This is a genomic window from Bernardetia aquimarina (assembly GCF_042180575.1).
GTDB lineage: Bacteria > Bacteroidota > Bacteroidia > Cytophagales > Bernardetiaceae > Bernardetia.
Window position 1 is genome coordinate 4724568 of the sequence record NZ_CP170094.1, and the last position, 25184, is coordinate 4749751.

27 protein-coding genes are annotated in these 25184 nt (G+C 31.6%); 15 read left to right on the forward strand and 12 right to left on the reverse strand.

Annotation, left to right across the window (positions count from 1 at the left end):
- Positions 1-259 precede the first annotated feature (259 nt).
- The 3 genes from gatB to ACE193_RS20195 all read left to right on the forward strand — a co-directional run bounded on the left by gatB (position 260) and on the right by ACE193_RS20195 (position 2781).
- The gene (gatB, locus tag ACE193_RS20185; RefSeq protein ID WP_375560012.1) at positions 260-1762 is read left to right on the forward strand and encodes an Asp-tRNA(Asn)/Glu-tRNA(Gln) amidotransferase subunit GatB; all 1503 of its coding nucleotides are present in this window, start codon (positions 260-262) and stop codon (positions 1760-1762) included.
- Between the two features lie 46 nt (positions 1763-1808).
- Positions 1809-2147: a hypothetical protein gene (locus ACE193_RS20190; RefSeq protein WP_375560013.1), complete on the forward strand. Its 339-nt coding sequence runs from the start codon at positions 1809-1811 to the stop codon at positions 2145-2147.
- Between the two features lie 121 nt (positions 2148-2268).
- Positions 2269-2781: an alpha-ketoglutarate-dependent dioxygenase AlkB gene (locus ACE193_RS20195; protein ID WP_375560014.1), complete on the forward strand. Its 513-nt coding sequence runs from the start codon at positions 2269-2271 to the stop codon at positions 2779-2781.
- A 160-nt stretch (positions 2782-2941) separates the two neighbouring features.
- On the opposite strand, the gene ACE193_RS20200 is transcribed toward ACE193_RS20195, so the two are convergent.
- Complete coding sequence (locus ACE193_RS20200) at positions 2942-3343, reverse strand: hypothetical protein (protein WP_375560015.1); 402 nt, start codon at positions 3341-3343, stop codon at positions 2942-2944.
- A gap of 251 nt (positions 3344-3594) precedes the next feature.
- Here ACE193_RS20200 and ACE193_RS20205 point away from each other — a divergent pair, with 251 nt between their 5' ends.
- From ACE193_RS20205 to ACE193_RS20220, 4 genes are all read left to right on the forward strand, one after another.
- The gene (locus ACE193_RS20205; protein ID WP_375560016.1) at positions 3595-4167 is read left to right on the forward strand and encodes a TetR/AcrR family transcriptional regulator; all 573 of its coding nucleotides are present in this window, start codon (positions 3595-3597) and stop codon (positions 4165-4167) included.
- 104 nt (positions 4168-4271) lie between these two features.
- Positions 4272-5426: a serine hydrolase domain-containing protein gene (locus tag ACE193_RS20210; protein WP_375560017.1), complete on the forward strand. Its 1155-nt coding sequence runs from the start codon at positions 4272-4274 to the stop codon at positions 5424-5426.
- Between the two features lie 2 nt (positions 5427-5428).
- Positions 5429-5794: a DoxX family protein gene (locus tag ACE193_RS20215; protein ID WP_375560018.1), complete on the forward strand. Its 366-nt coding sequence runs from the start codon at positions 5429-5431 to the stop codon at positions 5792-5794.
- Between the two features lie 7 nt (positions 5795-5801).
- The gene (locus ACE193_RS20220) at positions 5802-6662 is read left to right on the forward strand and encodes an SDR family oxidoreductase (protein ID WP_375560019.1); all 861 of its coding nucleotides are present in this window, start codon (positions 5802-5804) and stop codon (positions 6660-6662) included.
- Between the two features lie 75 nt (positions 6663-6737).
- Here the strand turns inward: ACE193_RS20220 and ACE193_RS20225 are convergent, their stop codons facing one another.
- The 3 genes from ACE193_RS20225 to ACE193_RS20235 are packed head-to-tail and all read right to left on the reverse strand — an operon-like array spanning position 6738 to position 8292.
- A complete protein-coding gene (locus ACE193_RS20225; RefSeq protein ID WP_375560020.1) occupies positions 6738-7235 on the reverse strand; it encodes a hypothetical protein in 498 nt (165 codons plus the stop codon).
- Positions 7232-7768: a hypothetical protein gene (locus tag ACE193_RS20230; protein WP_375560021.1), complete on the reverse strand. Its 537-nt coding sequence runs from the start codon at positions 7766-7768 to the stop codon at positions 7232-7234. The genes ACE193_RS20225 and ACE193_RS20230 overlap by 4 nt, the downstream gene beginning before the upstream one ends.
- Positions 7765-8292: a hypothetical protein gene (locus ACE193_RS20235; protein ID WP_375560022.1), complete on the reverse strand. Its 528-nt coding sequence runs from the start codon at positions 8290-8292 to the stop codon at positions 7765-7767. Before ACE193_RS20235 ends, ACE193_RS20230 begins: the two co-directional genes overlap by 4 nt.
- A 147-nt stretch (positions 8293-8439) precedes the next feature.
- Between ACE193_RS20235 and ftcD the strand changes: the two genes are divergently transcribed.
- The 3 genes from ftcD to ACE193_RS20250 all read left to right on the forward strand — a co-directional run bounded on the left by ftcD (position 8440) and on the right by ACE193_RS20250 (position 11302).
- Positions 8440-10125: a glutamate formimidoyltransferase gene (gene ftcD / locus ACE193_RS20240; RefSeq protein WP_375560023.1), complete on the forward strand. Its 1686-nt coding sequence runs from the start codon at positions 8440-8442 to the stop codon at positions 10123-10125.
- A 125-nt stretch (positions 10126-10250) separates the two neighbouring features.
- Positions 10251-10838 carry a hypothetical protein gene (locus tag ACE193_RS20245; RefSeq protein ID WP_375560024.1) on the forward strand — a complete coding sequence of 196 codons (588 nt, stop codon included), beginning with the start codon at positions 10251-10253 and terminating at the stop codon, positions 10836-10838.
- A gap of 5 nt (positions 10839-10843) precedes the next feature.
- Positions 10844-11302, forward strand: coding sequence for a type II toxin-antitoxin system VapC family toxin (locus ACE193_RS20250; RefSeq protein ID WP_375560025.1), 459 nt, complete (start codon positions 10844-10846; stop codon positions 11300-11302).
- 14 nt (positions 11303-11316) lie between these two features.
- On the opposite strand, the gene ACE193_RS20255 is transcribed toward ACE193_RS20250, so the two are convergent.
- Both ACE193_RS20255 and ACE193_RS20260 read right to left on the reverse strand, forming a co-directional pair.
- Entirely contained in the window at positions 11317-11913 is a 597-nt protein-coding gene (locus ACE193_RS20255) for a GNAT family N-acetyltransferase (protein ID WP_375560026.1), read from the reverse strand.
- A 39-nt stretch (positions 11914-11952) separates the two neighbouring features.
- Entirely contained in the window at positions 11953-13020 is a 1068-nt protein-coding gene (locus ACE193_RS20260) for a hypothetical protein (protein WP_375560027.1), read from the reverse strand.
- An 84-nt stretch (positions 13021-13104) separates the two neighbouring features.
- Between ACE193_RS20260 and ACE193_RS20265 the strand changes: the two genes are divergently transcribed.
- A complete protein-coding gene (locus ACE193_RS20265; RefSeq protein WP_375560028.1) occupies positions 13105-13794 on the forward strand; it encodes an ABC transporter ATP-binding protein in 690 nt (229 codons plus the stop codon).
- A gap of 45 nt (positions 13795-13839) precedes the next feature.
- Here the strand turns inward: ACE193_RS20265 and ACE193_RS20270 are convergent, their stop codons facing one another.
- Entirely contained in the window at positions 13840-14385 is a 546-nt protein-coding gene (locus tag ACE193_RS20270; protein WP_375560029.1) for a DUF4199 domain-containing protein, read from the reverse strand.
- Positions 14386-14582: 197 nt separating this feature from the next.
- Here ACE193_RS20270 and ACE193_RS20275 point away from each other — a divergent pair, with 197 nt between their 5' ends.
- Both ACE193_RS20275 and ACE193_RS20280 read left to right on the forward strand, forming a co-directional pair.
- Complete coding sequence (locus tag ACE193_RS20275; RefSeq protein WP_375560030.1) at positions 14583-15365, forward strand: hypothetical protein; 783 nt, start codon at positions 14583-14585, stop codon at positions 15363-15365.
- Positions 15366-15463: 98 nt separating this feature from the next.
- Positions 15464-16447 carry an isopenicillin N synthase family dioxygenase gene (locus ACE193_RS20280; RefSeq protein ID WP_375560031.1) on the forward strand — a complete coding sequence of 328 codons (984 nt, stop codon included), beginning with the start codon at positions 15464-15466 and terminating at the stop codon, positions 16445-16447.
- A 283-nt stretch (positions 16448-16730) separates the two neighbouring features.
- Here ACE193_RS20280 and ACE193_RS20285 read toward each other — a convergent pair whose 3' ends face one another.
- Positions 16731-17531: an IS5 family transposase gene (locus ACE193_RS20285; protein WP_375558806.1), complete on the reverse strand. Its 801-nt coding sequence runs from the start codon at positions 17529-17531 to the stop codon at positions 16731-16733.
- A 97-nt stretch (positions 17532-17628) separates the two neighbouring features.
- On the opposite strand from ACE193_RS20285, the gene ACE193_RS20290 reads away from it, so the two are divergent.
- Together ACE193_RS20290 and ACE193_RS20295 are read left to right on the forward strand one after the other, a co-directional pair.
- A complete protein-coding gene (locus ACE193_RS20290) occupies positions 17629-18126 on the forward strand; it encodes a hypothetical protein (protein WP_375560032.1) in 498 nt (165 codons plus the stop codon).
- Between the two features lie 69 nt (positions 18127-18195).
- Entirely contained in the window at positions 18196-18744 is a 549-nt protein-coding gene (locus ACE193_RS20295) for a hypothetical protein (RefSeq protein ID WP_375560033.1), read from the forward strand.
- 72 nt (positions 18745-18816) lie between these two features.
- Here the strand turns inward: ACE193_RS20295 and ACE193_RS20300 are convergent, their stop codons facing one another.
- The 4 genes from ACE193_RS20300 to ACE193_RS20315 all read right to left on the reverse strand — a co-directional run bounded on the left by ACE193_RS20300 (position 18817) and on the right by ACE193_RS20315 (position 24568).
- Entirely contained in the window at positions 18817-19830 is a 1014-nt protein-coding gene (locus tag ACE193_RS20300; RefSeq protein ID WP_375560034.1) for an IS110 family transposase, read from the reverse strand.
- Between the two features lie 629 nt (positions 19831-20459).
- Entirely contained in the window at positions 20460-21113 is a 654-nt protein-coding gene (locus ACE193_RS20305; protein ID WP_375560035.1) for a polysaccharide deacetylase family protein, read from the reverse strand.
- A 118-nt stretch (positions 21114-21231) separates the two neighbouring features.
- A complete protein-coding gene (locus ACE193_RS20310; protein ID WP_375560036.1) occupies positions 21232-22071 on the reverse strand; it encodes a DUF4249 domain-containing protein in 840 nt (279 codons plus the stop codon).
- An 88-nt stretch (positions 22072-22159) separates the two neighbouring features.
- Positions 22160-24568 (reverse strand): carboxypeptidase-like regulatory domain-containing protein, encoded by a 2409-nt coding sequence (locus tag ACE193_RS20315; protein ID WP_375560037.1) that lies wholly within the window; start codon positions 24566-24568, stop codon positions 22160-22162.
- Between the last annotated feature and the right edge of the window lie 616 nt (positions 24569-25184).

Genomic DNA, 25184 nt, shown 5'->3' on the forward strand with positions numbered 1-25184 from the left:
CTTCCCTAAAGCTCTAAAAGTTTATTTTATGTTCAAAAGTCTGTGTCAAAACATTAAGCCCATTTTTTAAAGAAAAATGTTTTGAAGAATAAAATAATATTATCAAAAGAGTTTTTTCACTTTAGAATGATAGTTTCCAAAAACCCAAAACTTTTACAAAGAAAAAAACTATCTTTGCATCTTACTTTTGCTCCTGCGGTTGTTGGTGTCCTCACCAATAACATAGTTATAAATAATTGAAAATATACGTTCTCTACAAATGACAGCACAAGAATTACAAGAAAAGCTAGATAAAGCATTAGAAAAATACGAAATCGTAATTGGTCTTGAAGTCCATGCTCAACTTCTTACACATACAAAAGCCTATTCTTCCGACCCAAATGAATACGGCAGTTTGCCAAACACAAATGTAAGTGTTATTACGCTCGCTCATCCTGGTACGCTTCCAAAATGCAACAAAAAAGTATTGGAATATGCTATCAAAATGGGTGTTGCTTGTGGTTGTGATATTACAGAATACAATATTTTTGATAGAAAAAATTATTTTTATCCCGATTTGCCAAAAGGCTATCAAATTACACAAGACAAAACGCCAATTTGTAGAGGTGGTTTTATCAAAATAACGCTTCCAAGTGGCGAAGAAAAAAGTCTTGAACTGACACGCATTCACATGGAAGAAGATGCAGGAAAATCAATGCACTTGGCTGCCGAAGTTGATACACTTGTTGATTTGAATCGTGCAGGTGTTCCTTTGATTGAGATTGTTTCTGAGCCTTGTTTGCGTTCTAGTGAAGAAGCCTATTATTATTTGCAAGAAGTGCGTCGTCTTTTGCGTTACTTAGAAATTTGTGATGGAAACATGGAAGAAGGTTCGATGCGTTGTGATGCCAATATTTCAGTACGACTTAAAGGCGAAAAAGCCTATCGTACTCGTGTAGAAGTAAAAAATATGAACTCGTTTAGAAATGTACAACGAGCGATTGATTTTGAAGTAATTCGTCAAGTAGATTTCTATGAAGACCCAGCTACAACAGGCGAAATTTATGGAGAAACACGTATGTTTGATGCAAATACAGGCAATACATACAGCCTTCGTGCAAAGGAAACGTTGAATGATTATCGTTATTTTCCAGAGCCAGATTTGCAGCCTTTGGTAGTTACAGAGGAATATTTAAAGACAGTGAAAGCCTCACTTCCTGCGCTTCCTCGTGAGCTAAAAGCACGTTTTATGAAAGACTATGAGCTTTCAGAATATGACACAAATATTTTGATTGATGATAAAGAAACTGCTTTATATTTTGATGAATTATGTCAAAAAACAAAAAATTACAAAGCTGCTTCCAACTGGATTACTAATATTGTAAAATCGTATTTGAATGAAAATAAAATCTCTTTTTCTGATTTTGCTTCAAAAATAAACACAGATAAAATGGCACAGCTTATCGAACTTGTCGATTCGAATAAAGTAAGTTTTGCCTTAGCTGCTCAAAAACTTTTTCCTGCACTAATAGAAGACACTACCAAATCGCCAGAAGAAAAAGCGAAAGAATTGGATATGATTCAGAGTAGTGATGAAGATTCTATTTTGCCAATCGTGAAAGAAGTTTTGGCTCAATTTCCTGATAAAGTAGCCGAATATAACGGTGGGAAAGTTGGTCTTTTAGGAATGTTTATGGGACAGGTTATGAAAAAATCGAAAGGAAAAGCCGACCCTAAAGTTGCAAGTGCTTTGATAGAACAAGAATTAGAAAAGATGAAATAGTGTTCTGATTTTTTAATAGTTATTCATAATTTAATTCAAAATCTATATGTTAGGATTTTTATTCATGTATTTTATCGGCAAGTATTTCTATGAACTTGCTCAAAAGGCTAACAAAACAAAATCAATAATGTGGCTTTTTGCTGTTTTAGGAGTTGTTTCTTATTACGCAGGAACGTTCATTGGAGGAGTTATCATAGGGCTTTTTGCCGTTTTATTTGATATAGAACTAACCTATTATCCAGATTTTGCTATTACTTTAATGGCTGTTCCTTTTGGAATTTTGGCATGCTGGGGATTTTATATGATTCTAAAAAATACTTGGAAACACATAGACGACCGTAAAACTTTCATAAAAGATGATGATATTTTAGATGCAAACCTATAAAATCTAATTTTCTATCATTTAAAAAATGAACTTAATAGTTCAGAAACTGCTTTATTTTCAAAGTAATTTAGCTACGCTGACTTGCAGTTCTGAATTATTTTTTTATGAAAATTAAATTCTAATGAACGACATTCTCCTAAAACCAAACTTCATACAAAACCCACAAAGTCTATTTGAATTGATTGATACTTCTATAAATTGGGACAATAGAATGAAAACACGCAAAACAGCCAGTTTTGGAAAGGCTTATAATTATTCTCAGATGAGCTATCCTTTTCAAAAATTTCCTGATTTTTTGGAAGAAATTTGTCAGAATATAAAACTAGAATTGAATTTTGAGCCAAATAATTGTTTGATAAATTATTATGAAAATGGAAAAGCAAAAATGGGTTATCATTCTGACCAAATCGGTATTTTAGCCGAAGGTACAGGAATCGTAATTATTTCTTTAGGAGAAACTAGAATTTTGAAGTTTAGAAACATAGAAGACAAAACTATTTTCAAGGAATTTGAACTACCTTCTGGAAGTCTTCTTTATATGAATCAAGAAACTCAAAATAATTGGCAGCATTCTATTCCAAAGTCAAACACAGAAAATCCTCGTATGAGTTTGACTTTTAGAAAATTAAAGTAATCAAAAAAAGCATTGAGAATAAAAACTACAAACCGTATTCTGTGACACACAGAACACGGTTTTTTTGTACTCTATAGTCACACAACACGAATAGAAAAAGGTTATTTAATTTTTATTAAACAACCTTTTAAAAAGTATAATCAATTTAGTTACATAAGAATTATTTGTTAAGCCACTCCATAGCTGAAGTAATATCTTCAAAATAATTTGATTGATAACTAGCAGCAGTATCATCATCTAATAATTGGCTAATTGATACTTGAGTAAATATATCATGACTCACTACTATGGCTAGTTTTTCAAGTTCAACAGCTTTAAAAGTCGGTAACATCACATCATTGTGCTTTTCTTGCTCCTTAGGTGAGATTGTATATTCCATCTCAAGAGTTTTAGCTAGAATCTTTTTTGGTCTGTGCTTTAAGACTACTTCATTTTGCAAACCAACATTCTCTTGAAACTCTTTATCTGTCATATCAGAAGTTGCTGCCAACCATTCTACTTCTACTAGTTCTGTTTCAGGAAAATAACTGAGTGTTATAAAAGGGGTTTGTTTTACTATCATATTTTTAGTTATTAAAAAAAAGAGTTGAAAATTATTAATACATTTAGATCTTAGATCCAATACTAGATAAGAAACAAATTTGTCTTAATATTGTTATTTTAGCCAATATTTGTTCTACTCTAAATTATAATTTGAACTTTTAGAAAGTTGATTTGACTAAATTTGTCTTATTAAAGGTTAAAAACTAAAAAAGATCAGAGTAAACTTTAAAATGACAAAAAAGTCATTTATATTTGTGATATAATCAAGTTATGAAAATAAAATCGGTAGAAAAAGAAGAGCGTATTTATGAAGTTGTTTTGCAGCTTACTCAACAAGTAGGATTGGCAGGTTTGCGTATTTCAGATATTGCAAAAGAAGCTGATTTAGCACACGGAACACTTTATATTTATTTCAAAAATAAAAAAGAACTTATCAATCAACTTTACAAGAAAATCAAAAGTAGGGTAAGTGCAGAACTTCTTCCAGAGAATATTGAAGAGTATTCTATTAAGGAAGGAATGCAGCTTGTTTGGCAAAATTATTTACATTATTTGGCTCATAATCAGACAGAAATACATTTTATGAGTCAATGTGCAAGTTCTAATATCTTAGATGATTCGAATAAAAGTATTTCAGATTCATTTATGAAAAAGACAAAATCATTTTTTCAAAAGGGAATTGATTCATCAGACATCAAAGATTTAGATATTGAATTATTGATTAGCGTATTTCAAGGAATGGCTAATCAGATTGGTTTTCAAATTACTCAAAAAAAGCTGGATTACACTCCAAAACTAATAGAAGAGAGTTTTGAAATCTATTGGCATGGAATCAGAAAATAAGACAATTATATAAAAAATACAGAAAAACAGAAAGTAGGCTATTTTAATAAATAGTCTAATTTTTAAAATCAAAGATGACTTTTTTTTCACTTAAAAACAGAAAAATGAACAAAATTAAAATCTCGGGTCATGTTGTTAAGGGCTTTGAAAAGGTAAAAGAGGCATACGAATCAAACTTTTATAGAGGAGATATTTATGAAGAACTAGGATCTTCCTTGTGTGTATTTCATCAAGGAGAGCAGGTTGTTAATTTATGGGCAGGCTATCAAAACCAAGAAAAAACAAAATTGTGGGAGGAAGACACTACTATAGCTTTGTACTCTGCTACAAAAGGCATAACAGGTTTGTGTATGGCTGTCTTGGTAGAAAAAGGATTAATTAATTATTCTGATTTAGTTTCGAAACATTGGTCTGAGTTTGGACAAAATGGAAAAGAAAATACCACTATTTCTCATATAATGTCACATCAATCAGGTAATCCAGGTTTACGTGAATTTACATTATTAGACGAGCTAATGAATTGGGATTTGATTTGTGATCGTCTTGCTCGTCAAGCTCCATATTGGACTCCTGGCGAATTTACATCCTATCATGGTTGGACTGTTGGTTATCTAGCAGGAGAAATTATTAGACGTGTTTCTGGAAAAACAGTAGGACAATTTTTACAAGATGAAATAGCAATTCCTTTAGAAGCAGATGTGTATATTGGTATGAATAAAGACAAGATTGATACAGCTGCTACATTATACAAACCCAAACAACAACATCAATTACCCAATCTATCTACATTACCAGATTTTTTGGCATCTGCTGTTGGCAACCCTATTTTAGATGCTGAAAGTCCAAATAGGGAGGAATGGAAAATGGCAGAAATGCCTGCCTTAAATGGTCATGCTTCTGCTTTAGGTATTGCCAAACTTTATCACCCACTAGCTGAAAATGGTAAATCTAATACAGTAAATTATTTATCTTCAGAAACTATTGATAAAATGACAACAGTGGTTAGTTCTCGTTTAGATGCCATGATAGGTACACCTGTAGATTGGGCTCATGGCATGACTATAAATACATTAGATTTAAATCTTTATGGACCAAATAAAAAAGCATTTGGACATAGTGGTTGGGGAGGCTCTTTTGGATATGCAGATCGTGAAAATAATATTGCTGTCGGGTATGTTTGTAATCAAATGGGTCCTGACACAGTAGGAGATGCTAGAACACCTCGTATTATTAAATCAATTTACGAAAGTATCAAATAATTATGCAAATAAAACTGATTTATTGGACAAGCACTACGCTATTAGTTCTTTTCTTACTATGGAGTGCATATACTTATCTGTATAGCAAAGCTACTATCGAAGGGGTAAAAGAATTAGGTTTCCCTGATTTCTTTAGAGTACAGTTGGCTGTTTTGAAGATAGTTGCTGTTTTGATAATTCTTATCCCACAAATTCCGATGCAAGCAAAAGAATGGGCATATTCAGGTATTGGATTATTTTTCTTGACAGCTATTGTTGCTCATATCGCTCACAAAGATCCTATAATTATAACTCTAATAAATGGAGTTCTAGTTATTTTACTTATTGTTTCTAATATTTATTTACACAAAATCAATTTTATAAATTAATTTCAAAATGAAAAAAAATATAGTCATTACAGGTACTTCTTCTGGAGTAGGATTTGAAAGTTCTATTCTATTTGCTCAAAATGGTTTTAAAGTTTATGCTACTATGCGTAATCTAAAAAAAGCAGAAGAATTGAGAAAGCAAATGTTAGAACAAAATTTGGACATTGAAATCTTAGAACTTGATGTTGCTAATCAAGATTCGATTGATAAAGCTATTAATACAGTTATCGAAAAAGAGGGTAAAATAGATATTTTGCTCAACAATGCAGGAGCAGGTTTTGCAAAAACACTTGAAGAAGCAAGTGAAGAAGAAATCAACTGGGTAACAGATGTAAATTATTTAGGCGTTGTTCGTTGCACAAAAGCAGTAATTCCATTTATGAGAAAACAAAAATCTGGTCATATCATCAATGTAACTTCAGTAGGTGGTTTGGTCGGACAACCATTTAATGAATTGTACTGTGCTGCAAAATTTGCAGTAGAAGGTTTCACAGAAAGTTTGGCTAGTTATGTAGGAGATGCTTTTAATATAAAGTTTTCTTTGGTAGAACCTGGAGGAATAGCAACCGAATTTATGAAATCAGCTGTTGAAAAAACAACAGTTGAGGGTGAGCTTGCAAAAGGAGAATACTTACCTATTTTTGAAAAATATATGGCAGGTTCACAAAAAAGAGCTTCCGAAAGTAATATCCCTGTCTATCAAACAGGAAAAGAAGTAGCTCAAGTAATTGTAGAAGTTGCTAAGAATGAAAACCCTCCATTAAGAATAAGAACTTCTCAATGGGCAGATGAATTCTGTCATCTCAAAACGCAAGCTGACCCAACAGGCTTAAAATTGGTAAATGAAGTAAAAAAGAATTTTTTATAATCTCTTCTAAAATCTAAAATGCCATTATGAAGTTTAAAAACTCTGTAATGGTATTTTTCATGGAAATAGATTAATTTATAAATCCAAAACTCTCTTTAATTCTTCTTTTGAATTACTGACTTCTTGATTAAATTTTACTATCGAAATTACATAAAAGATTACTATTGCTATCAGAATAAAAATTCTAGAATTATTATCTAAGTTTACATTTATGAAAGAGTTTGGAAGAAGTAGAATTATCATCCAAAATAACCATATAACTAAATAAGCCAAAATAAAATTACTTAGTCGCATTGTAAGGTGAACTGTTGTTTTTTCTTTGCCCTCAAATTTTTCACTTTGAATTTTACCTTCAATGAGTGGCAAGAAACCCATTTTACGATGTAAAATACGACTGATTTTAAAAGAATCTAAATTAATTTCCCCTTCATAAGGCGCATGATTACTCCTCGCAAAAATTCCCTTCCAACGGAATATTTTCTTTGGTTCAGTTATCTGTTCTAATCGCTTTTTTATTTGTTCACTAGAAAGGTGTGTGGTATAACTGATTTTTTCATAGGGTAGATACTTCATATTTTTTTATTGTTTATTTTTTTTATTTCAAATATTTTCTCAAAAAACTCCTTTGACTTATTTGCTTCAGAATGAAAAGCTCTACAAACAGCAACAAGAAAAATAATGATTAGCAAAGGAGATACAAAAAAAGGTAGATTTGATATAGATGGGTTTTGTATTTCTCGTGCAAAAATTGTCATAAAGATAAGCCCTCCTAATGTCATAAATACCCCAAAAAAAATAACTATGAGAGGATACAACCTCATTTTGATATGAATAAGTGTCTTTTTAGAGTTATGAGAATCATTTACTTCTTCAATTTTTCCTTTTATTTGGGGTGCAAATGAATTTTGGTAATCAATAATAACACGGCTTATTTTGAAAGAATCTTCATTTATAAGACCTTCATACGATTTATATTTTCCATTGAAAGAAAACCTCCTCTTTAGCAACCAATGACTAGGTTGTATTTCTTCACTCAATCGTTTTATTATCTCATCTTTAGATAAATGAGTTTTATAAGTCAGGTTTTCATAGGGTAGATACTTCATATTTTTTTATCGTTTAATTTTTCTGCTTCAAGGAGTCCTTTAAAAAATCTTTTAGAGCCAAAACTTTCAAGTTTGAAAGAGAAGGTTATAATTACATAAAAAAGAACTCCTATTAAAAAAGGCATATAAGAAGACAAACCAGTAATGAATTCACTTTCTACTTGAGCAAAAGGGGAGCGCAGAAATGAAGTAATAGAATTTATTGTAAAAAGAATAACTGCCACAATAGGCAAGAAAATCATAACCCAAGTACTCAAACTCATTTTTATATGCACAAATGTTGCTTCTTTACGCTCCTCAATTTCGCCTTTTATCCTTGGTAAAAAAGAATTTCGGTAGCTAATAATGCGACTTATCTCAAAAGAATTTTCATTTATTGTTCCTTCATATTCTTTGTGTCCTCCAAAAATACTTCCTATACGAATTAATTGTTTTGATTCAGTTTCATTACTTAGTCTTTTTAGTATTTCGTCTTTGGATAAATGAGTTTTATAAGTCAATTCTTCATAAGGCAAAAGTAGCATATATTTGTAATTTATAGGATTGGTTAAAATTCTTTTCTAAAAATAAATCGTTTTTTGATAAGTACCAAAAATTACTCATTATTTTATACCTTTATTCCTTTAAAATCAAAATCGTATTTGTCAATTTTATATCAGAAAACCAAACACATGAAACAACTAATAGAATGCGTTCCTAATTTTTCGGAAGGACGCAATATGGACATTATCAATCAAATTACTAAAGAAATCGAAAGTGTTGAAGGTGTTTCACTTTTAGATGTCGATCCAGGAAAGGCAACCAATAGAACTGTTGTAACTTTTGTAGGCGAACCAGAACCTGTTTTGGAAGCTGCTTTTTTGGCTATGAAAAAAGCAAAAGAACTCATAGACATGAGCAAACACACAGGCGAACATCCTCGTTTTGGTGCGACAGACGTTTGTCCACTTATTCCGATTGCTAATATTTCGATGGAAGAAACAGCAAAACTAGCGCATAAATTAGCTAGAAGAGTAGGAACAGAATTAGATTATCCTGTTTATTTGTATGAAAGTGCAGCTACAAAAAAAGAGCGAAAAAACTTAGCTTTTGTAAGAATGGGAGAATATGAAGGATTAAAAGAACGCATCAAAACAGAAAAACCAGACTACGGAAAAGCAGAATTTCGTCCAAAAACAGGTGCAACAGCTATAAGTGCAAGAGATTTTTTAATCGCTGTTAATTTCAATCTAAATACGACTTCTTCAAGACGTGCCAACTCTGTTGCCTTTGATGTGCGTGAAGCTGGACGAGTTTTGAGAGAAGGAAATCCGATTACAGGAAAAATAAAAGAAGATAAAACTGGCGAACCATTAAGACAAGAAGGAAAATGTAAAGGAACAAAAGGAATTGGTTGGTTTATCGAAGAATATGGAATTGCACAAGTTTCGATGAACATAACTGATGTAAATGCAACACCTTTGCATATTGCTTTTGAAGAAACACGCAAAAGTGCAGAATCTCGTGGAATGCGTGTAACAGGAACAGAAATAGTAGGTTTACTTCCTTTGAAAATGATGACTTCGGCAGGTAAATATTTCTTAGAACAACAAGAGCGTTCGATAGGAGTTTCAGATGCAGAACTTATCAAAATTGCCATTAAATCAATGGGATTAGATGATTTGAAACCATTTCATCCACAAGAAAAAATTATTGAATACAAGATTGCAGATACTAACAATACGCCATTACTCCAAAAAAACTTAACTGAATTTGCAGAAGAGACAGCTTCTGAATCTCCAGCACCAGGGGGAGGTTCTATTTCGGCTTATGTGGGAAGTTTGGGGGCAGCACTTGGAACAATGGTAGCCAATCTTTCTTCACACAAAAGAGGTTGGGACAGTCGTTGGAAGGAATTTTCAGATTTAGCAGAAGAAGGACAACAATATAAAAATCAACTTTTGGCTTTAGTTGATGAAGATACGCACGCTTTCAATGCCATTATGAATGCTTTTGGTTTGCCAAAAGAAACTGAAACAGATATTACTGCAAGAAAACAAGCTATTTCTGATGCTACAAAAAATGCAATTGAAGTTCCGTTGAGAGTAATGGAAATCTGTGCTTCTATGTTTGACTGGTTGGAAAAATTAGCTAAAACAGGTAATCCAAATTCGGCTTCTGATACAGGTGTAGGCGCAATTTGTGTACGTGCTGCATTGCGTGGTGCTTATTTAAACGTAAAAATTAATATCGCTTCTTTTGATGATAAAGCATTTATTGAAGAAACATTAAAGAAAGCCGAGAAATATGATAAACTAGTAAAAAAAGGCGAGAAAGTCGTTTTAGAACTTGTTGAAAAGTCTATTAGCGAAATGTAAAATTATATATTTTATCGAACCGTTTCCTTTTTTGGGGAACGGTTCGATTTATAAAAAAAACGTTTTTTGTTCGTATTGCGTTTAGTAAAAAAGAATAAGTTTAAACCAAAAAAAATAAAATAGCAATGAATGATAATTTAATTTCCCAAAATGATGCGCTCAATGATTCTTTTCTAAAATCAATACAACTTTTAGATGCCTATAATGAGTGGATTTATTCGTATAAAAAACGTATTTCTAGTTTTTTTCCTGTTCTTCTTTCTGATATAAAAATTTATATCGCAGGTAAATCAATTTCTTATTTGACGATAAAACCTATTTCTAAAAATTTGAATCAATCTTTAAGTCAAGATTTTGAAATAAATAATCTGAATTATAATCTTTATAAAGAAAGAGAAAAAGCCTTGCGTAAAATGGTAGAAAATCATAAAAATCATATTGATAAAATTTCTAACTATGATTTATCTTGGGCAGTAAAAAGCATGTTATCTGATTTTGATAAAATCTATTCTCAAGTAGAGAAATATGCAGATTTGATAAAAGAAAAATTAGATATATTTGATATTCAAGTTAATAAAGAAATTAATGATTTGATGAGAATAGAGGAGTTTGATTTGGAAAAGATGCCTATAAGAGAACAAGATAAAAGCGTTATAGGGTCATTAGAAACAGAAGAAACGTTAGAAGAACTTTTACAAATGCTTACTAAATAAAAATTATGCGATACGTTTTAGATACAAATATCTTACTTAGTTTAGTAAGAAATAGTAATTTAGGAGTTAAGATAAATCAAGATTTTGGAATTCTTAATTCTCAACATCAAGTGTCAATTTCTATTACTTCAAGAGCAGAAATTTTATCAATAGCAAAGAAAAGAGATTGGGGAAACAATAAAATTCAAAAACTAGAAGAGTTATTGAAAAATTTTGCCTTATTGACACTCAACGAATCAGTAGTTCAAAAATACGTAGAAATGGATGCATACAGTCAAGGAAAAGATAAAACTAGAATTTATCCTCCAAATTTTTCAGCAAAAAATATGGGAAAGAACGACCTTTGGATTGCAGCAACAGCAGCCGTAACTTCATCAACTTTAATCACAACAGATAAAGATTTTGATCATTTAAATACTGTTTTTATTCCTGTTATTAGAATTGATGTTGAAAATTATCGTTAGTTACTGCTAAAAAACTACCTCTTCCTACTCATCTCAAATTCCAATAGTTTTTTCACGCCTTGCCATTCGATATTGATAATCGAAAAAACAACTGTATCTCTAAGTATTCCATTTGAATCAATTTGATGATTTCTCAAAATTCCATCTTGTTTTGCTCCCAACCTCAAAATAGCTTTTCTTGATGCTTGATTGTACCAACTTGTCCTAAATTCTACAGCAATACATTCTAAGTTTTCAAAAGCATATTGCAACAATAAATATTTGCATTCAGTATTTATTCCTGTTCGTTGATAGCTTTTTGAATACCACGTATAACCAATTTCCACCCTTTTATTTGATTCTACAACATTACAAAAACGAGTAGAACCGATAATTTTATCCGTTTTTTTGTCAATAATAGCAAAAGGCAAAGCTCTATTGGCTTCTTGTTCTGAAAAAGCAAAGTCTAAATAAGTATCAATTTTTTCTTGAGAAGGAACAGAAGTAAACCACAAGTTCCATAACTCTCCATCTGATGCAGCTTCTAAAAGCTCGTTTTTATGAGAAGGTAAAAGAGGAATTAATTTTACTAAATTTCCTTCTAAAGTAACAGGAGAAAGCCATTTTTTCATTTTAGTAATTTTGTATGATTGATGATTTACAGGAACAAATTAGTCTATTTGTATTTCTTGCAAATATAATTTAGATAAAGAATCTTGTTTTATTTCAGCATCTAATTGATTGAAAATTTCATTGTAAATTGAGTTAGGATATTTAGTTAATGCTATCCAAATGTATTTTTTATGATACTCACTTGCACTATTTGTAGCTTTTGTAAGCGTTTTTTTCAATAAATAAATAGATTCTTGATTTTGATATTGAACAATCGCTTTGTATAAAACTCTGTATGTAGTATAACTAAAACCTGTTCTTTTTTTTATTTCTTCATCATGATAAGATTCTAAAAGAGGAAAAAATTCAGCATCTGGAAAATGTATTACACAACGAATACCAAAATACTTTGTTTGTTCATTATTGATAAGACTTTTTATAAGTTCTTTATCTTGGTCTTTTTTATATTTTGATAAAGCTAAAACAGCAATAGGGTTTCTTTCTACTACAGCAATTTCTCTTATTCTTTCATAATCTGTTTCATTAGGTTCTATTTGAGTAAGCAATTCATTTTTATAGCTCATTTGGTATTTTTTGTCATATAAAGCAATTTTCTTTAGAGAATCTACTTCATTTTCTTTAATTCGCTTACTAGAAATAGAATTTTCCACAAAAAAATTTCCTATTCTATCCCTATAAATTATGCAACCCTCCTGCATAGTAACCAAATTAGTATCATAATAATGTTTTTTTAGGATAGGATAAACATCAAGTTCTTTTCTCTCCAACAAACACAAAAAACTATAACCTTTAACAGCCGAGTTTGGATAATCCATAAGCAAAATTAATTCTTCATTACTCGCTTGTTTTTTCAACTCTTCAAAGTTTTTCCATTGTTCAGAAGATATTGCACCATAGGAAATATGAGAAGTTGTAATTATATTATATTCTGTCATTTTTTGTACAATCAATCTAGTAGATTCTGATAATTTATTATCAATTAGATTTTTTGTTTCTAATTCCCAAACTGATAAAGGTATTTTTATTTCGTGAGGTAAAGGAGGTGGCGAAGATGATTTACAGCTAAAAATCAAACAGAAAAAAAGGAAGCATATTATTTTGTTCATGAATTAAAGAGTATTTTTGTGAGCAGCTAATTTACAATTAAAAAATACAAATTAGAACTATAACATTACAAGATAAAAACAAAAATGCTCACTCTCCAAACCCAAAATCTCAATAAAATATTCAATAAAGGAAAAAGCAATGAATTTGTCGCTTTATCGGATATTTCTTTGTCTATAAAAAAAGGAAGTTGTACACTTTTGAAAGGCTCATCAGGTTCTGGAAAAACAACGCTGATTAGTATTTTGGCTGGACTTACAAAACCTACTTCGGGGAGTTATATTTGTTTGGAAGAAAATGTTTCACACTGGTCGGAGAAATTTTTGACACAGTTTAGAAGAGAACACATAGGCATTGTTTTTCAACATTTCAATCTTATTCAAGGACTTACTGTTGAACAAAATATTATTCTTCCTCTTCTTCCCTTAAATTATTCTTCCAAAAAAATGGAAATGATGAGTAAAGAAGCTGCGACTTTAGCTCAAATATCTCATAAATTAAATCAAAAAATAGATATTCTTTCTGGTGGAGAACTTCAACGCACAGCCATTGCACGAGCTTTAATCCGTAAACCTGCCATTTTATTTGCTGATGAACCGACCTCACATTTAGACAGAAAAAATGCCATAGAAGTTTTTGAGGTTTTTGAAAAACTAAAAGCAAACGGACAAACCATAATCCTAACCACACACGATGAATGGCTCAAAAATCACTCAATTATTGATAATGTAATTGAACTGGGTGATGGGAAATTAGTGATTAATTCTCCTTCATAAATTATTGTTTCATTTTTTGTAAAAAAAAGTCGTAATCCGTAATCTTTAATCCGTAATTGATTCAGGTTTTCTCTTCATCATAAAAAGCCCTGCTACCATTACGATTACAAAACCAATCGTTCCCATTTTAAAAAATTTATCGACAGCCATTCCAGCAGGTGTTATTCTGTCATTATTTTTTGTCGCTTCCAAAAGAACACTACTCAATTCTTCTGATTCTTCCATGTGAGCTTCTGCCCCTTCTTTCAAGGCTTTACTATACGCATCCACTTCAATTTGATGTTTTTCTAAAGCAGCAGGAACAGTTCTCAAAAAACCATAGAGCAATCCACAGTATAAAATAATGGCTGCAAAATTAGCCACAAGTCCAAAACTAATCGCTCGCCAACCTTCCAAATAGCCCTTCAAAACTTTTCTTCTATAATTAAAAAGTCCCCACACTAAAAGTCCAAAATAAATTGGCATAAACATAAATTCGTATTCTCTAAATGGATTTTTTCCAAATGCATGAAACGTAACATTGAGCAAAAGAACACCAACAGCCATTGTTGCAGCCGTCATAAAAGCATATTTCCAAAAAGGATTTTTCATTTTTTATATAAAATATAATTTCTGACAGCTTGGAAGCTATCAGCTACAATAGAATAGATTTGCAAAAATACGCATCCTTTAGTTGGTTTCCTTATTTATTGAAATGTTTTTTATACTTTTTCAATTTTGAAAATGCACAAAGATTTCATTATTTTACTAAGAGTTTGATTTCCGACCTTTAAATAAAAAAACATAAAATGAAAAACAACCTTCGTTATCTTTTATATATGCTATTTGTATTAATTACTTTTCCAGCTTGTGGTCAAACAAACATTATTTTGCCTTCAAACTTTATAGAAGTTCCAATTCCCAAAACAGGAAGTAAAAAATGGCAAAAAATGAATCATTCTATTGAAGAATTTAGTGTCAAAATTGAAAATAATATACTTCAAGCCAATAAAATAAAAAGATACGAAGACACGGAATTTGAATTATCAAATGGAAAACTTGTAGGAATAGATAGAGGAGAATGGGGTGGAAAGCTCATCTTTGTTCCTTCTGATACCTCTAAAACAGGTGTTGAAATAAAACAAAAAGAAAAAATGCCACTATTAGATATTTTTTCTGACACCACTCAAACAAATATTCAAATAAAATTCGGCAATATTAAATTCATTTTTGAGTTTAATGGTAAAGTCTATTTTATTGAAGGACTTGCTCACATGGGAATAAATGAAGGTGCGTTATTCGAACTTGACATTACAGACAATACATTTTCATATAAAAAAATAATCGATTTTGAAGATGCACCTCAAGCATTTACAATTTTCAATGACAAAATATTTATAGCATCTTATCAAAACTTTTATGTTATTGAGAACTTCAAATCAACCCTTATATTTAAGGATATGTTTTGGGCTAGTTTATACCCAAATTCAATAGCTGTATTTGATGAGGAAAATATTTTTGTAGGCATAAGAGGTGGAATTGTAAAAATTAATCTCACAGAGAAAAATATTTATCTTTATAGAAAAAAATAGAAGTTAGCACCAATATTTTCAACTCACTTTGAAAATGCACAAAGATTTCATTATTTTACTAAAAATTTCCTTTTTAAATCAATAAACTAGAAAATACTATGAGCGATATTTTATATGATGAAGTGCCTTCAGTAGATTTGGCAGACTTTAGAGCAGGTGGCGAGCGCAAAGCAAAATTTGTACAAGAACTGGGCAAAGCGTGGGAAAATATCGGTTTTGTAGCCGTCAAAAATCACGGTTTGGCAGATGAAAATAGAGATAAATTGTACAGTTCGGTACAAGATTTTTTCCAGTTAGAAGAAGATACTAAACGCAAATATGAAAACTTGGCTCTTGCAGGTCAGCGTGGTTATATCAGTAAAGGACGAGAAACAGCAAAGGGTTTCAAAACTCCTGATTTGAAAGAATTTTATCACGTCGGACAAATTTTTGAAGAAAAAGATAAAGCTACTGATTCGGCTTTAAACGAATATCCTGATAATATTTTTCCAAATGAAACACCTGAGTTTGAAAAATATACAACTCACGCTTACCAAACTTTAGAAAATTCGGGTAAAGAACTTTTACAAGCTGCTGCTTTGTATTTGGGTTTAGAAGAACATTATTTTGATAATAAAATTCATAATGGAAATAGTATTTTGAGAGCTATCCATTACTTCCCAATTCCTAACCCAGAAGAATTAGCTCCTGATGCTGTTCGTGCTGCTGCACATGGCGACATCAATTTGATTACCCTTTTGATGGGTGCAAGTGCTGACGGTTTGCAGGTTTTGCGTCGTGATGACAAATGGATTCCGATTACTGCGCTTCCTGAGCAAGTGGTTGTAAATGTTGGCGATATGCTTTCTCGTTTGACAAACAACAAACTCAAATCTACTATTCACAGAGTGGTTAATCCTCCAAAAGACAAAATGAATACTTCTCGTTATTCGATTCCATTTTTTATGCACCCACGTTCAGAAATGGATTTGACGTGTTTGGATAATTGTGTTAGTTCAGAAAATCCAAAACGTTTTGAAGACATCACAGCAGGAGAATTTTTGAATGAGCGTTTGATAGAATTAGGTTTGAAAAAAGCGTAATTCTTTAGAATTGTGAATGGTAAATGAAATACATAAAATTTCATTTGCCATTTATTATAAACTCTGTCAAAAAAGAAAATTTGTAAAATAATTGAATGCAGTTGCGTTTATTAATCAGTTGGCAGTAATCTTAGGAAAAAATGAGCTTAACGTTTGGACACAGACTTTTGAACACAAATAAACTCTATAGAAAAAATATTCGAAGCCTATGAAAAATAATGTTATCTTTGTTTTTATATATTGTTTTTTTACTATTTCTTTTGCTAAGAGCCTGTTCGAGTTTTTATTTTTTATTTCTTTTAGCTCCTTTGTTTATGAGATTCAAAATCATAGCTAAATACACAAATGCCTTTGCAGATTTTCTTGTTTTTTCATAATCTACTTTTAGTCTTCGGTTCTGATTGAGCCACGCAAATGTTCTTTCTACAACCCATCTTTTGGGTTGTGGAACAAATGCTTTATCATCTTTTTTTTCTCTTCTTGGACTATTGACAATTTCCACTTGCACTCCTGTTTGACTAAATATTTCAGTAGCCAAAGCCCCACTTCTATACCCTGCATCAGCAAGAATTTTGAAAAATGGTCTGCCTCTAAACTGAGCTAAATACGACAAATAAGCAAGTTGATTTACATCGGCTTGATTGGCTGGACTAATCTCTAATTCTAGTAAATTTCCTTGCGTATCTACTAAAATATGCCGTTTCCGTCCTTTTTTGAGCTTATAGCCGTCCACTCCTATCGCCTCTCCTCCATAAACACTCTGAACACTTTGAGAGTCTATACAACCCAAAGAAGGTCTTGGATTTCTACCTTGTGCTATACGTTCCCTTCTAACAAGCTTATCTAACAGCTTTTTATACCAACCTGTCTGCTGCCACTTACTGAAATAATCATACAAGCTACTCCAAGGAACACCATAACTACTAGGAAGCAAACGCCAACTGCTACCTGAACGAGTAAGATAGAATAGACCAGAAAATAAATTATACAAACTGTGTTTGCGTTTTCTTTTCAAATACGAAGAAGGTATAAATTTTTTCATATATTGCCAAAGAGCATCAGATAAATATTCATTAGTAAACATAGAAATTGATATTTTAATTAGTAACTGAAAATCAATTACTTAACTAATAAAAAAATCTGATGTTCTTTTTTTTTAAACTAAACTCGAACAGGCTCTTATGGATGCTACTGCCAGTAAAACAGAACTACATTTGAAAGTCAGTAGTGAAATGAGTGTAGAAATCAATAATGAAGAGCTTGGACTATATGGATTACACCACCCTCACAATAGCAGTGGAGAACCAGCAAAAACATTTGAAGAAATTGCTTTTATTGAAGATGAAAATAGGATATATAAAGGAGCTACTATTACTATCCATGAAGATAAAATAGATTCTCAAATTAAGGCTATTGGAGAGATCAAAGCAAACGAAACACTTGTTTCCCTAGAGCAAGCATATATTGCTTGGCTAGGTCATGAAATATTTCATGATATGGATGAAGAAGGCATTCAACGTGCCTATGACCTACAAAATGGGAGAGAAAGTAATTATGATACTGAAACACAAACGGATCCACTTACAGAACAAATATTAAAAGATATGAAAGCCCCTAAAATGAAAATTGAAAAGATAATAATAGAAGAAGCAGAATGGGATTCTGATTGGGGGTATTAATATAAAGATATACTTTGCTCCTTGTTTAACTAAGAAAATTTACTATTCCTCTCAAAATTTCGTAATTCAATGAAAACTCTACTTTTATATTTGCTGTTTTTATCTTTTTTTATAGCAACCCCTAAAAACTTCTCAAAAATACGCTCTAATAAAGCAACTACTTGTGATATTTTGCAAGAAACTGTTTTGCATCTTAAAAAAGCAATTCCAAATTATGAGAAGGACGCTCTAAAACCTTTTTTGGTAAACTGTGGAGAAGAAGAGGTCTATGGATTCAATATTCATGATATGTTAGATACTACTAACTATATACAGTATAATAGGGGAAAATTTAAAATAATACCAAATCATTTATATCATATTTACGCATGGGAGTATGCATTCAGCACAAGTAATTTAATGTACGTAGATCAAAGAGGAAAAACATTTTTTTTTGAAGCTGTCAGCTGTTCAAATAGAGGAAATAGTTTAAAAGATGTAGAAGAGCTTATTAATAAAACTGTTATTTCTGAAGATAAAAGGAATAAACTTCTGAGAGTGTTACCTCTTTATAGAGAGTTCAAATTTAATATAGGACATTGTGGTCTAGCTAAAATTTTGGATTGTGAACAGAATTAATATTAAATACCAGCTCCTACCTGAAAACTATAGTAAAACCACAGGCCCTCGAAAACTATGGTAAAACCAAGTCTAACCTTTAGAAAAATTGTTAAAATTTATTCCCTTTCTATCGTATAAAGTTTTGTTTTTTACACAGGCAAAAATGCGTTGTATAATTTTATTTCGTAAGGCATTAATCACACTCATTTTGTTCTTTCCTTCGGCTACTTTTCTTAGGTAGTAATCTCTCATCTCCCCCTCTACTTTCATAGCAGATAAAGCACACATGTGCAAAGCTGTTTTGAGGGTTTTTTTCGCCATTTTTGATACTCTTGCCCTTCCTTTAAATTTTCCAGATGAATTTTCAAAAGGCACAACGCCACAATAAGAAGCTAGTTGTTTGGCAGTATCAAATTTGGTAAACCCGTCGGTAGCTACCAGTAACTGAATCGCTGTCACTTTTCCAACACCTACTACAGAAGTGGTGAGCCGATAGAGTTCTTTAAGCTCAGGGTCATCTTTGATAATTTGATGCATTTGTTTTTCTATTTCTTCTATGCGAAGACTCAAGTGTTCCAAGGTTGTTTTAGAGCTTTCCTCTAGAAGTTTTTGAATAGATATTTTGCTAAATTGGCTCTGTTCATTGACATAAGTTTCTAGCTCCTGTCTATGAGTAACTAGCTTTTTTCGTAGTGTCTGCAAGGTTTTTAGGGTTTCTAGCTCTTGAGTAGGAGGAGTATATAAGTTCACTTTGTCTTGAAAACGAAAGGCATAAGTTGCGATATTTTCAGCATCAACTTTGTCGTTTTTGAGCTTTTTGACCCCCATAGAACGTTTAATTTGAATGGCATTTTCTACCCAAATGGTACAATCAAATTCCATCAAAGCGATAACAAGCCAGTTGATATACATACCTGTATGTTCCATACAAAACAAGCTTTCTTCGATTTTATAAAGGTCTTGAAAAGAAAAAAGATACTCTTGTATAGCCTTTAAATTATTTGTAATTCGTTCGTGATTTACTACTTTTCCTTCTTGAAGAATAGCAATATCTAAATGTTCTTTACTCACATCGATGCCTATAAAATTTTGGTAAGTCTGCATAAAAAGTTAATTTAGGGTTACCTAATTTAAAAAATGATTCATCGTATTCAATCGGACTTAAAACCTTATCTAATGAGTTTATTTTTAGGTCAATAAAAATACTCCGAAAACTATTTGAGTTTGAGATTGAATAAAGGTAGGAAGAGGCTGTTTCGAGAGATAGATTTTTATAGTCTGGCTCGTTTCATAGGTTCTCTTCCTACTAGATGAATTCTTAAATACAAGATAAGAAATTACATCTATTTTATCTACTACAAACCTAAAGGCTGTTCCTCGCAAGATTAAAATGGCTCTCGCTTGGCTTTGCCGAGTGAGCAATATGTATTCGGCTTCCAGCCGTGTATTTGTATTTCGCTGTTCTACAACAAAAATCACAAATCTAATAAATTAGCAATAAAAATATATACCCAAATAAGGTTTTTTAGACAACTATTGTCAGAGTTATTTTGGATTACCAAAACAACTACTGACAAAGTTTTTATTTTTTACCTCTCCATCACTTCCAAAATCGCATCGACATATTCTCTATCATTCGAAAGGCGTGGTGTTTTGTGTTGTCCTCCTAATTTTCCTTTTGAGTGTAGCCATTTATAAAATTTAGGAGTTGGCAGGGTTTGTATATCCTTTTATCAAAGTCTTTCAAAAACAAATCCTTTTTCTGAAAAATGTTCTAAAAAACGAGGTAATGTATAAAGCATGTTTTTTGCAGCTTTTATGCTGTCGTGAAATGTAACAATCGAACCCGATTCAGTACACTCAATAGATTTTTGAAGGCAAGTTTTACGAGAAAGAAATTTATCAAAATCGCCTGTCAGAACGTCCCACATGACAACTTGATATTCCGTAGAAATTCTATGAAACTGCTCTGGGGTAAGTTTTCCATACGGAGGACGGTATAAAGAAACCTGTTCGAACATTTCTAACTTAGAATATTCTTCCAAAATTGTCTTTTTACATTCGTTGATATTTTCAAAATAAACTTCATTCTCATTCTTCCAACCGTTCAAATGATTTTGAGTGTGATTGCCTACCGAATGACCAGCTTCTACTACTTTTTTAAAAATATGAGGATGTTTGGCGACATTATCTCCAATACAAAAAAATGTAGCCTTTGCATCAAATTTTTCTAAAATTGTGAGTACATTTTCTGTAATCTCTGGAATAGGACCATCATCAAAAGTCAAATAAATTGTAGGCTTTTCAGATGGCTTAAACCACAACAAACGTGGGAAAAGCCACCGAACAATTTTGCCACTTTTATGAGGGTAAGGTTTGAAACGCATCTTTTAATCAGTTATCAGTTACCAGTCATCAGTAACCAGTTAAATTACAGTTTATAGTTTTATGCAGGGAAAAGACACCCCTTTTCCCTAAACTAAGGTCTTTTTCATTTCCTATTCCTTACTCGTTAGGAACATAAATTATTTCTGAAACCATAGAAGAAGTCATAAAAACACCTAATACATTTGTTCCTTTAATATTCGTTCTTGGATTAACAGGAGGAGGACTAAAAAGACCACCATCATTAAATACAACTGTTGTAAGGTCATTGTAATAATCATACGCCTCTTTAGTCATAGAATATTGCTCTAAACGAACTGTATCTCCAGCATTATAAATAAATGGAAATTGTAATCCATCTATATCCTCTCCAATTCCTTGATCATTAGCAAAAGTGAGGTCGCCTGCATCTTCATAATTGAGTGTATCATTTTGATAATTTCTCCAAAAATAATAGTCTTGTGTATCTTGTGGTTCTTTAGCATAAAAATACAAATAATACCCTTCATCTTGAAAACTACTTTCAGGAACAAAACGGATTTGTAATGAATCTATATTAGCCACACGATATATTTTACTCTCTGAAGTAAATATATTTCCTTTATATTCAATAGATAATTTATACGTATTTCCTACTATACCTTTGTATTCTGGGTCTTGTGGTAGGTAATAACCAGCTTCTTCACTACTTTCCAAAAAATTCATTTTATTTCCATCTTGGTCAGTAACTGAAATTATTGCTCCAGATGCTTTTGGTTCTTCGGTTGGTTCGTAATAATCTAATGTTTCTCCCAATCTAACAAAAGAGTATCCTTTTACATCCACTACTTCGGCTTCTACAATTAGAGCAGGAGACTCTGCCCCTGTAAGTGGTAAATCAATTACTTCTTCACAAGAAGAAAAAGAAATTAGAATGAAAAGCAATATAAATGCTTTATTTAAAAATGATATATTTTTCATAGAATAATTTTATATTAATGTAGTAGATAGCTTCCAAGCTATCGTAAATTACAAGTATTTTTTATAATGATAGCTTGGAAGCTATTACCTATTTTTTATCAAAAGAAAATTTAAAATTGTAAGTAATAGAAGGAATGATTCCAAAAAGAGTAGTTTTGACGGCTTCATACTCACCTGTTCCTTCTTCGTTTTCGTCTTGTTTTTCTCTAAAATAAATAGAAAACGCATTTTTACGATTATAGAAATTATAGATAGAAAAGTTCCAACTTCCTTTCCAATTCTTTTTCTGTTTTCCATCAATAGTAAGTGAAATATCAGCTCTATGGTAATCAGGCAGACGGCTATTATTTCGTTTTCCTGATTCATAATAATCTACAACTTGATTTCCTACTCTATATCTTCCAACAGGAAAAGTAACGGCAGCACCAGAAGTAAAAATAAAATTACCTGCTAGTGTAACTCTAGGAGAAAATTGATGAGCAACAACAACAGCCAAATTATGAGGACGATTGTAACGAGGACTGTACGCATTTCCAAGGTTTATTTCATCAATTTGACGTTGAGTAGTAGAAAGTGTATAGCTAATCCAACCTGTTGTTTTGCCATAATTTTTCTTTATATAAAACTCTAAACCATACGACCATGCATTTCCTGCTGCTAGAGCTTCTTCGATATTATCATTCAATAATAAATCTTCGCCATCTCTGACATCAATTTGGTTTTGCATGTATTTGTAATAGCCTTCTATTGAGGCTTCCCACTTGTTGTCTGCAAAGTTTTGAAAATACCCGAGTGCTACTTGGTCAGAAAGCTGTGGATCAATATGTTTGTTTGTCGGAATCCAACGATCAAAAGGAAGAGCTGCTGTATTGGTAGAAACCGTTTGTAAATACTGACGAGTACGATTGTAAGATGCTTTTATGGCTGAAGCATCATTGATTTTATAATTTATAGCCAAACGAGGTTCAAAACCTGCATAAAAACTATATGGTTCAAGTTTGTCATAACGCAATGTATCGGTAATATTTGCATCTGTTTTTGGCTCTCCTTCTGTGTATTCATATTCTTCGGTTTTGCCTACATTTTGAAACATAGAAAAACGCAATCCATATTGAAGAATAATTTTATCACTTATTTTTTGTTCATTAGCTACATAAAAAGCATTTTCGAATGCAAATTTATCACTAAGCTTGAATGAATTAAAAATAGATTCATCGTTTTGAGGAACTATCTCAGTAGGGTTGAAATGATGATAAATATTTTCTGTTCCGAAGGTCATTGTGTTTTTAGGATTAATAAAATAGTCAAAATCTAATTTGACAGAATAATCTGTAATTCCAGAATCCCAGTTAAAGTTTTGTACATCATCATTTATTTCAAATCCATAATTAAAATTACTATAAACCACTGTTGTATTTAAAAATAATTTCTGATTAAAAATATGATTCCAACGCAAAGTAGCCGTAGAGTTTCCCCAGTTCAAACCAAAGCCTTCTCCAAACTTAAAAACATCTCTACCAAAATAACCCGATAAATAAATACGGTCTTTGTCTGAAATTTCATAATTTGCTTTGGCATTAAAATCATAGAAATATAACTTATTTTTTCTCAATGCTGTATCTTTCGCAAATCTCAAAAATTGGTCAGCATACGTTCTTCGCCCAGACAAAATGAACGAACTTTTATCATTAATAGGAGCTTCAACTGTCAAGCGACTAGAAACTGTTCCTACTCCACCAGAAGCATTAAATTTTTTATTATTACCATTCTTCATTCGAATATCAATAATAGACGACAAACGTCCACCATATTGTGCAGGAATTCCTCCTTTGTAAAGTTTTACACTTTTGATAGCATCCGAATTGAAAACAGAAAAGAAACCAAGCAAATGAGATGCATTATAAACTGGTGCATCATCTAAAAGAATCAGATTTTGGTCATTTGCACCACCACGAACAAAAATTCCTCCTGTTCCTTCTCCTGCACTTTGCACCCCTGGTAGAAGTGTAAGGGTACGCAAAACATCTACTTCTCCCAAAAGAGCAGGTAGTTTTTTGACTTGTTCGACTTCCAAAACCTGTGTACTCATTTGTACTTCGGTTACGTTGGCATCAGCTTCTCGCTCACCAGTAATGACGACTTCTTTTAGGTTTTGAGCTTCACTCATTTCGATATTGAGTGTTATATTTTTGGTCAAATCTACTTCAAAAATCTGATTTTCGAAGCCAATATAAGAAACCAAAATTTTATATTTTGCTGCTGGAAGTGTAAGAGAGTAAAAACCATATTCATTAGCTACTGCACCAGTTCCAGGCATTTTTTCTACCAAAACGGTTGCTCCAATGAGTTCTTCTCCATTGGCTGCATCTCTAATTTTTCCACTAAGTGTATAGGTATTTTCTTGTGCAAAAACTGTATTTTGATAAAAAACAGAAAAAACAAAGGTTAAAAGTAGGGTGGACAAAACGCATAAAAAATGCGTATTCATTCGTTTCATAAAATTAAATAGTAAGTTGAGAAAGGTAATTGATTTAGCGAATAGTTTGTATATTTATTTTTGTTTCGGAAGTTGCTGTTCTACAAAGTGCAAAGACGTTATTTTGTTTGGAAAAGTTGCTTTTCCATCTAATTTATTAACTTAAGTCAATAAAAAACGTGAACTCGGTATTATAATTTATGTATTTATCAGTCTATGCTTCTTTATTAGCTGCTTTGCGAACTATCTTGTCAGTACACCTTCAAGGTGTCAGACAATTTAGCCCAACATAGCTGTCTGACACTCTGAAGTGTCTGACAGGGACATAAAAGCAAGAATATAGTACTGAGTTCACGTTAAAAATTAATTTCTACTCTGCGTCATTATGTTTTCTTGACGAGGTATAAGTTTACTTTCCCCTATTTAGTTTACAGAAATAAATTATCTTTAACTTGCTTTAACTTCTATTCAACATAGTTTGCTAATTTATATCGTTTATCGTATTTTGTATGAAAAATATCCTCTTCCTATTACTGCGAACTAAATATATTTTATGAAAATTATTTTTTACTACTATTTTATATCTAAAAGTAAAAATTGTTGTGTTTTTTTTCTTACACTTTTATTTTACTTGTGT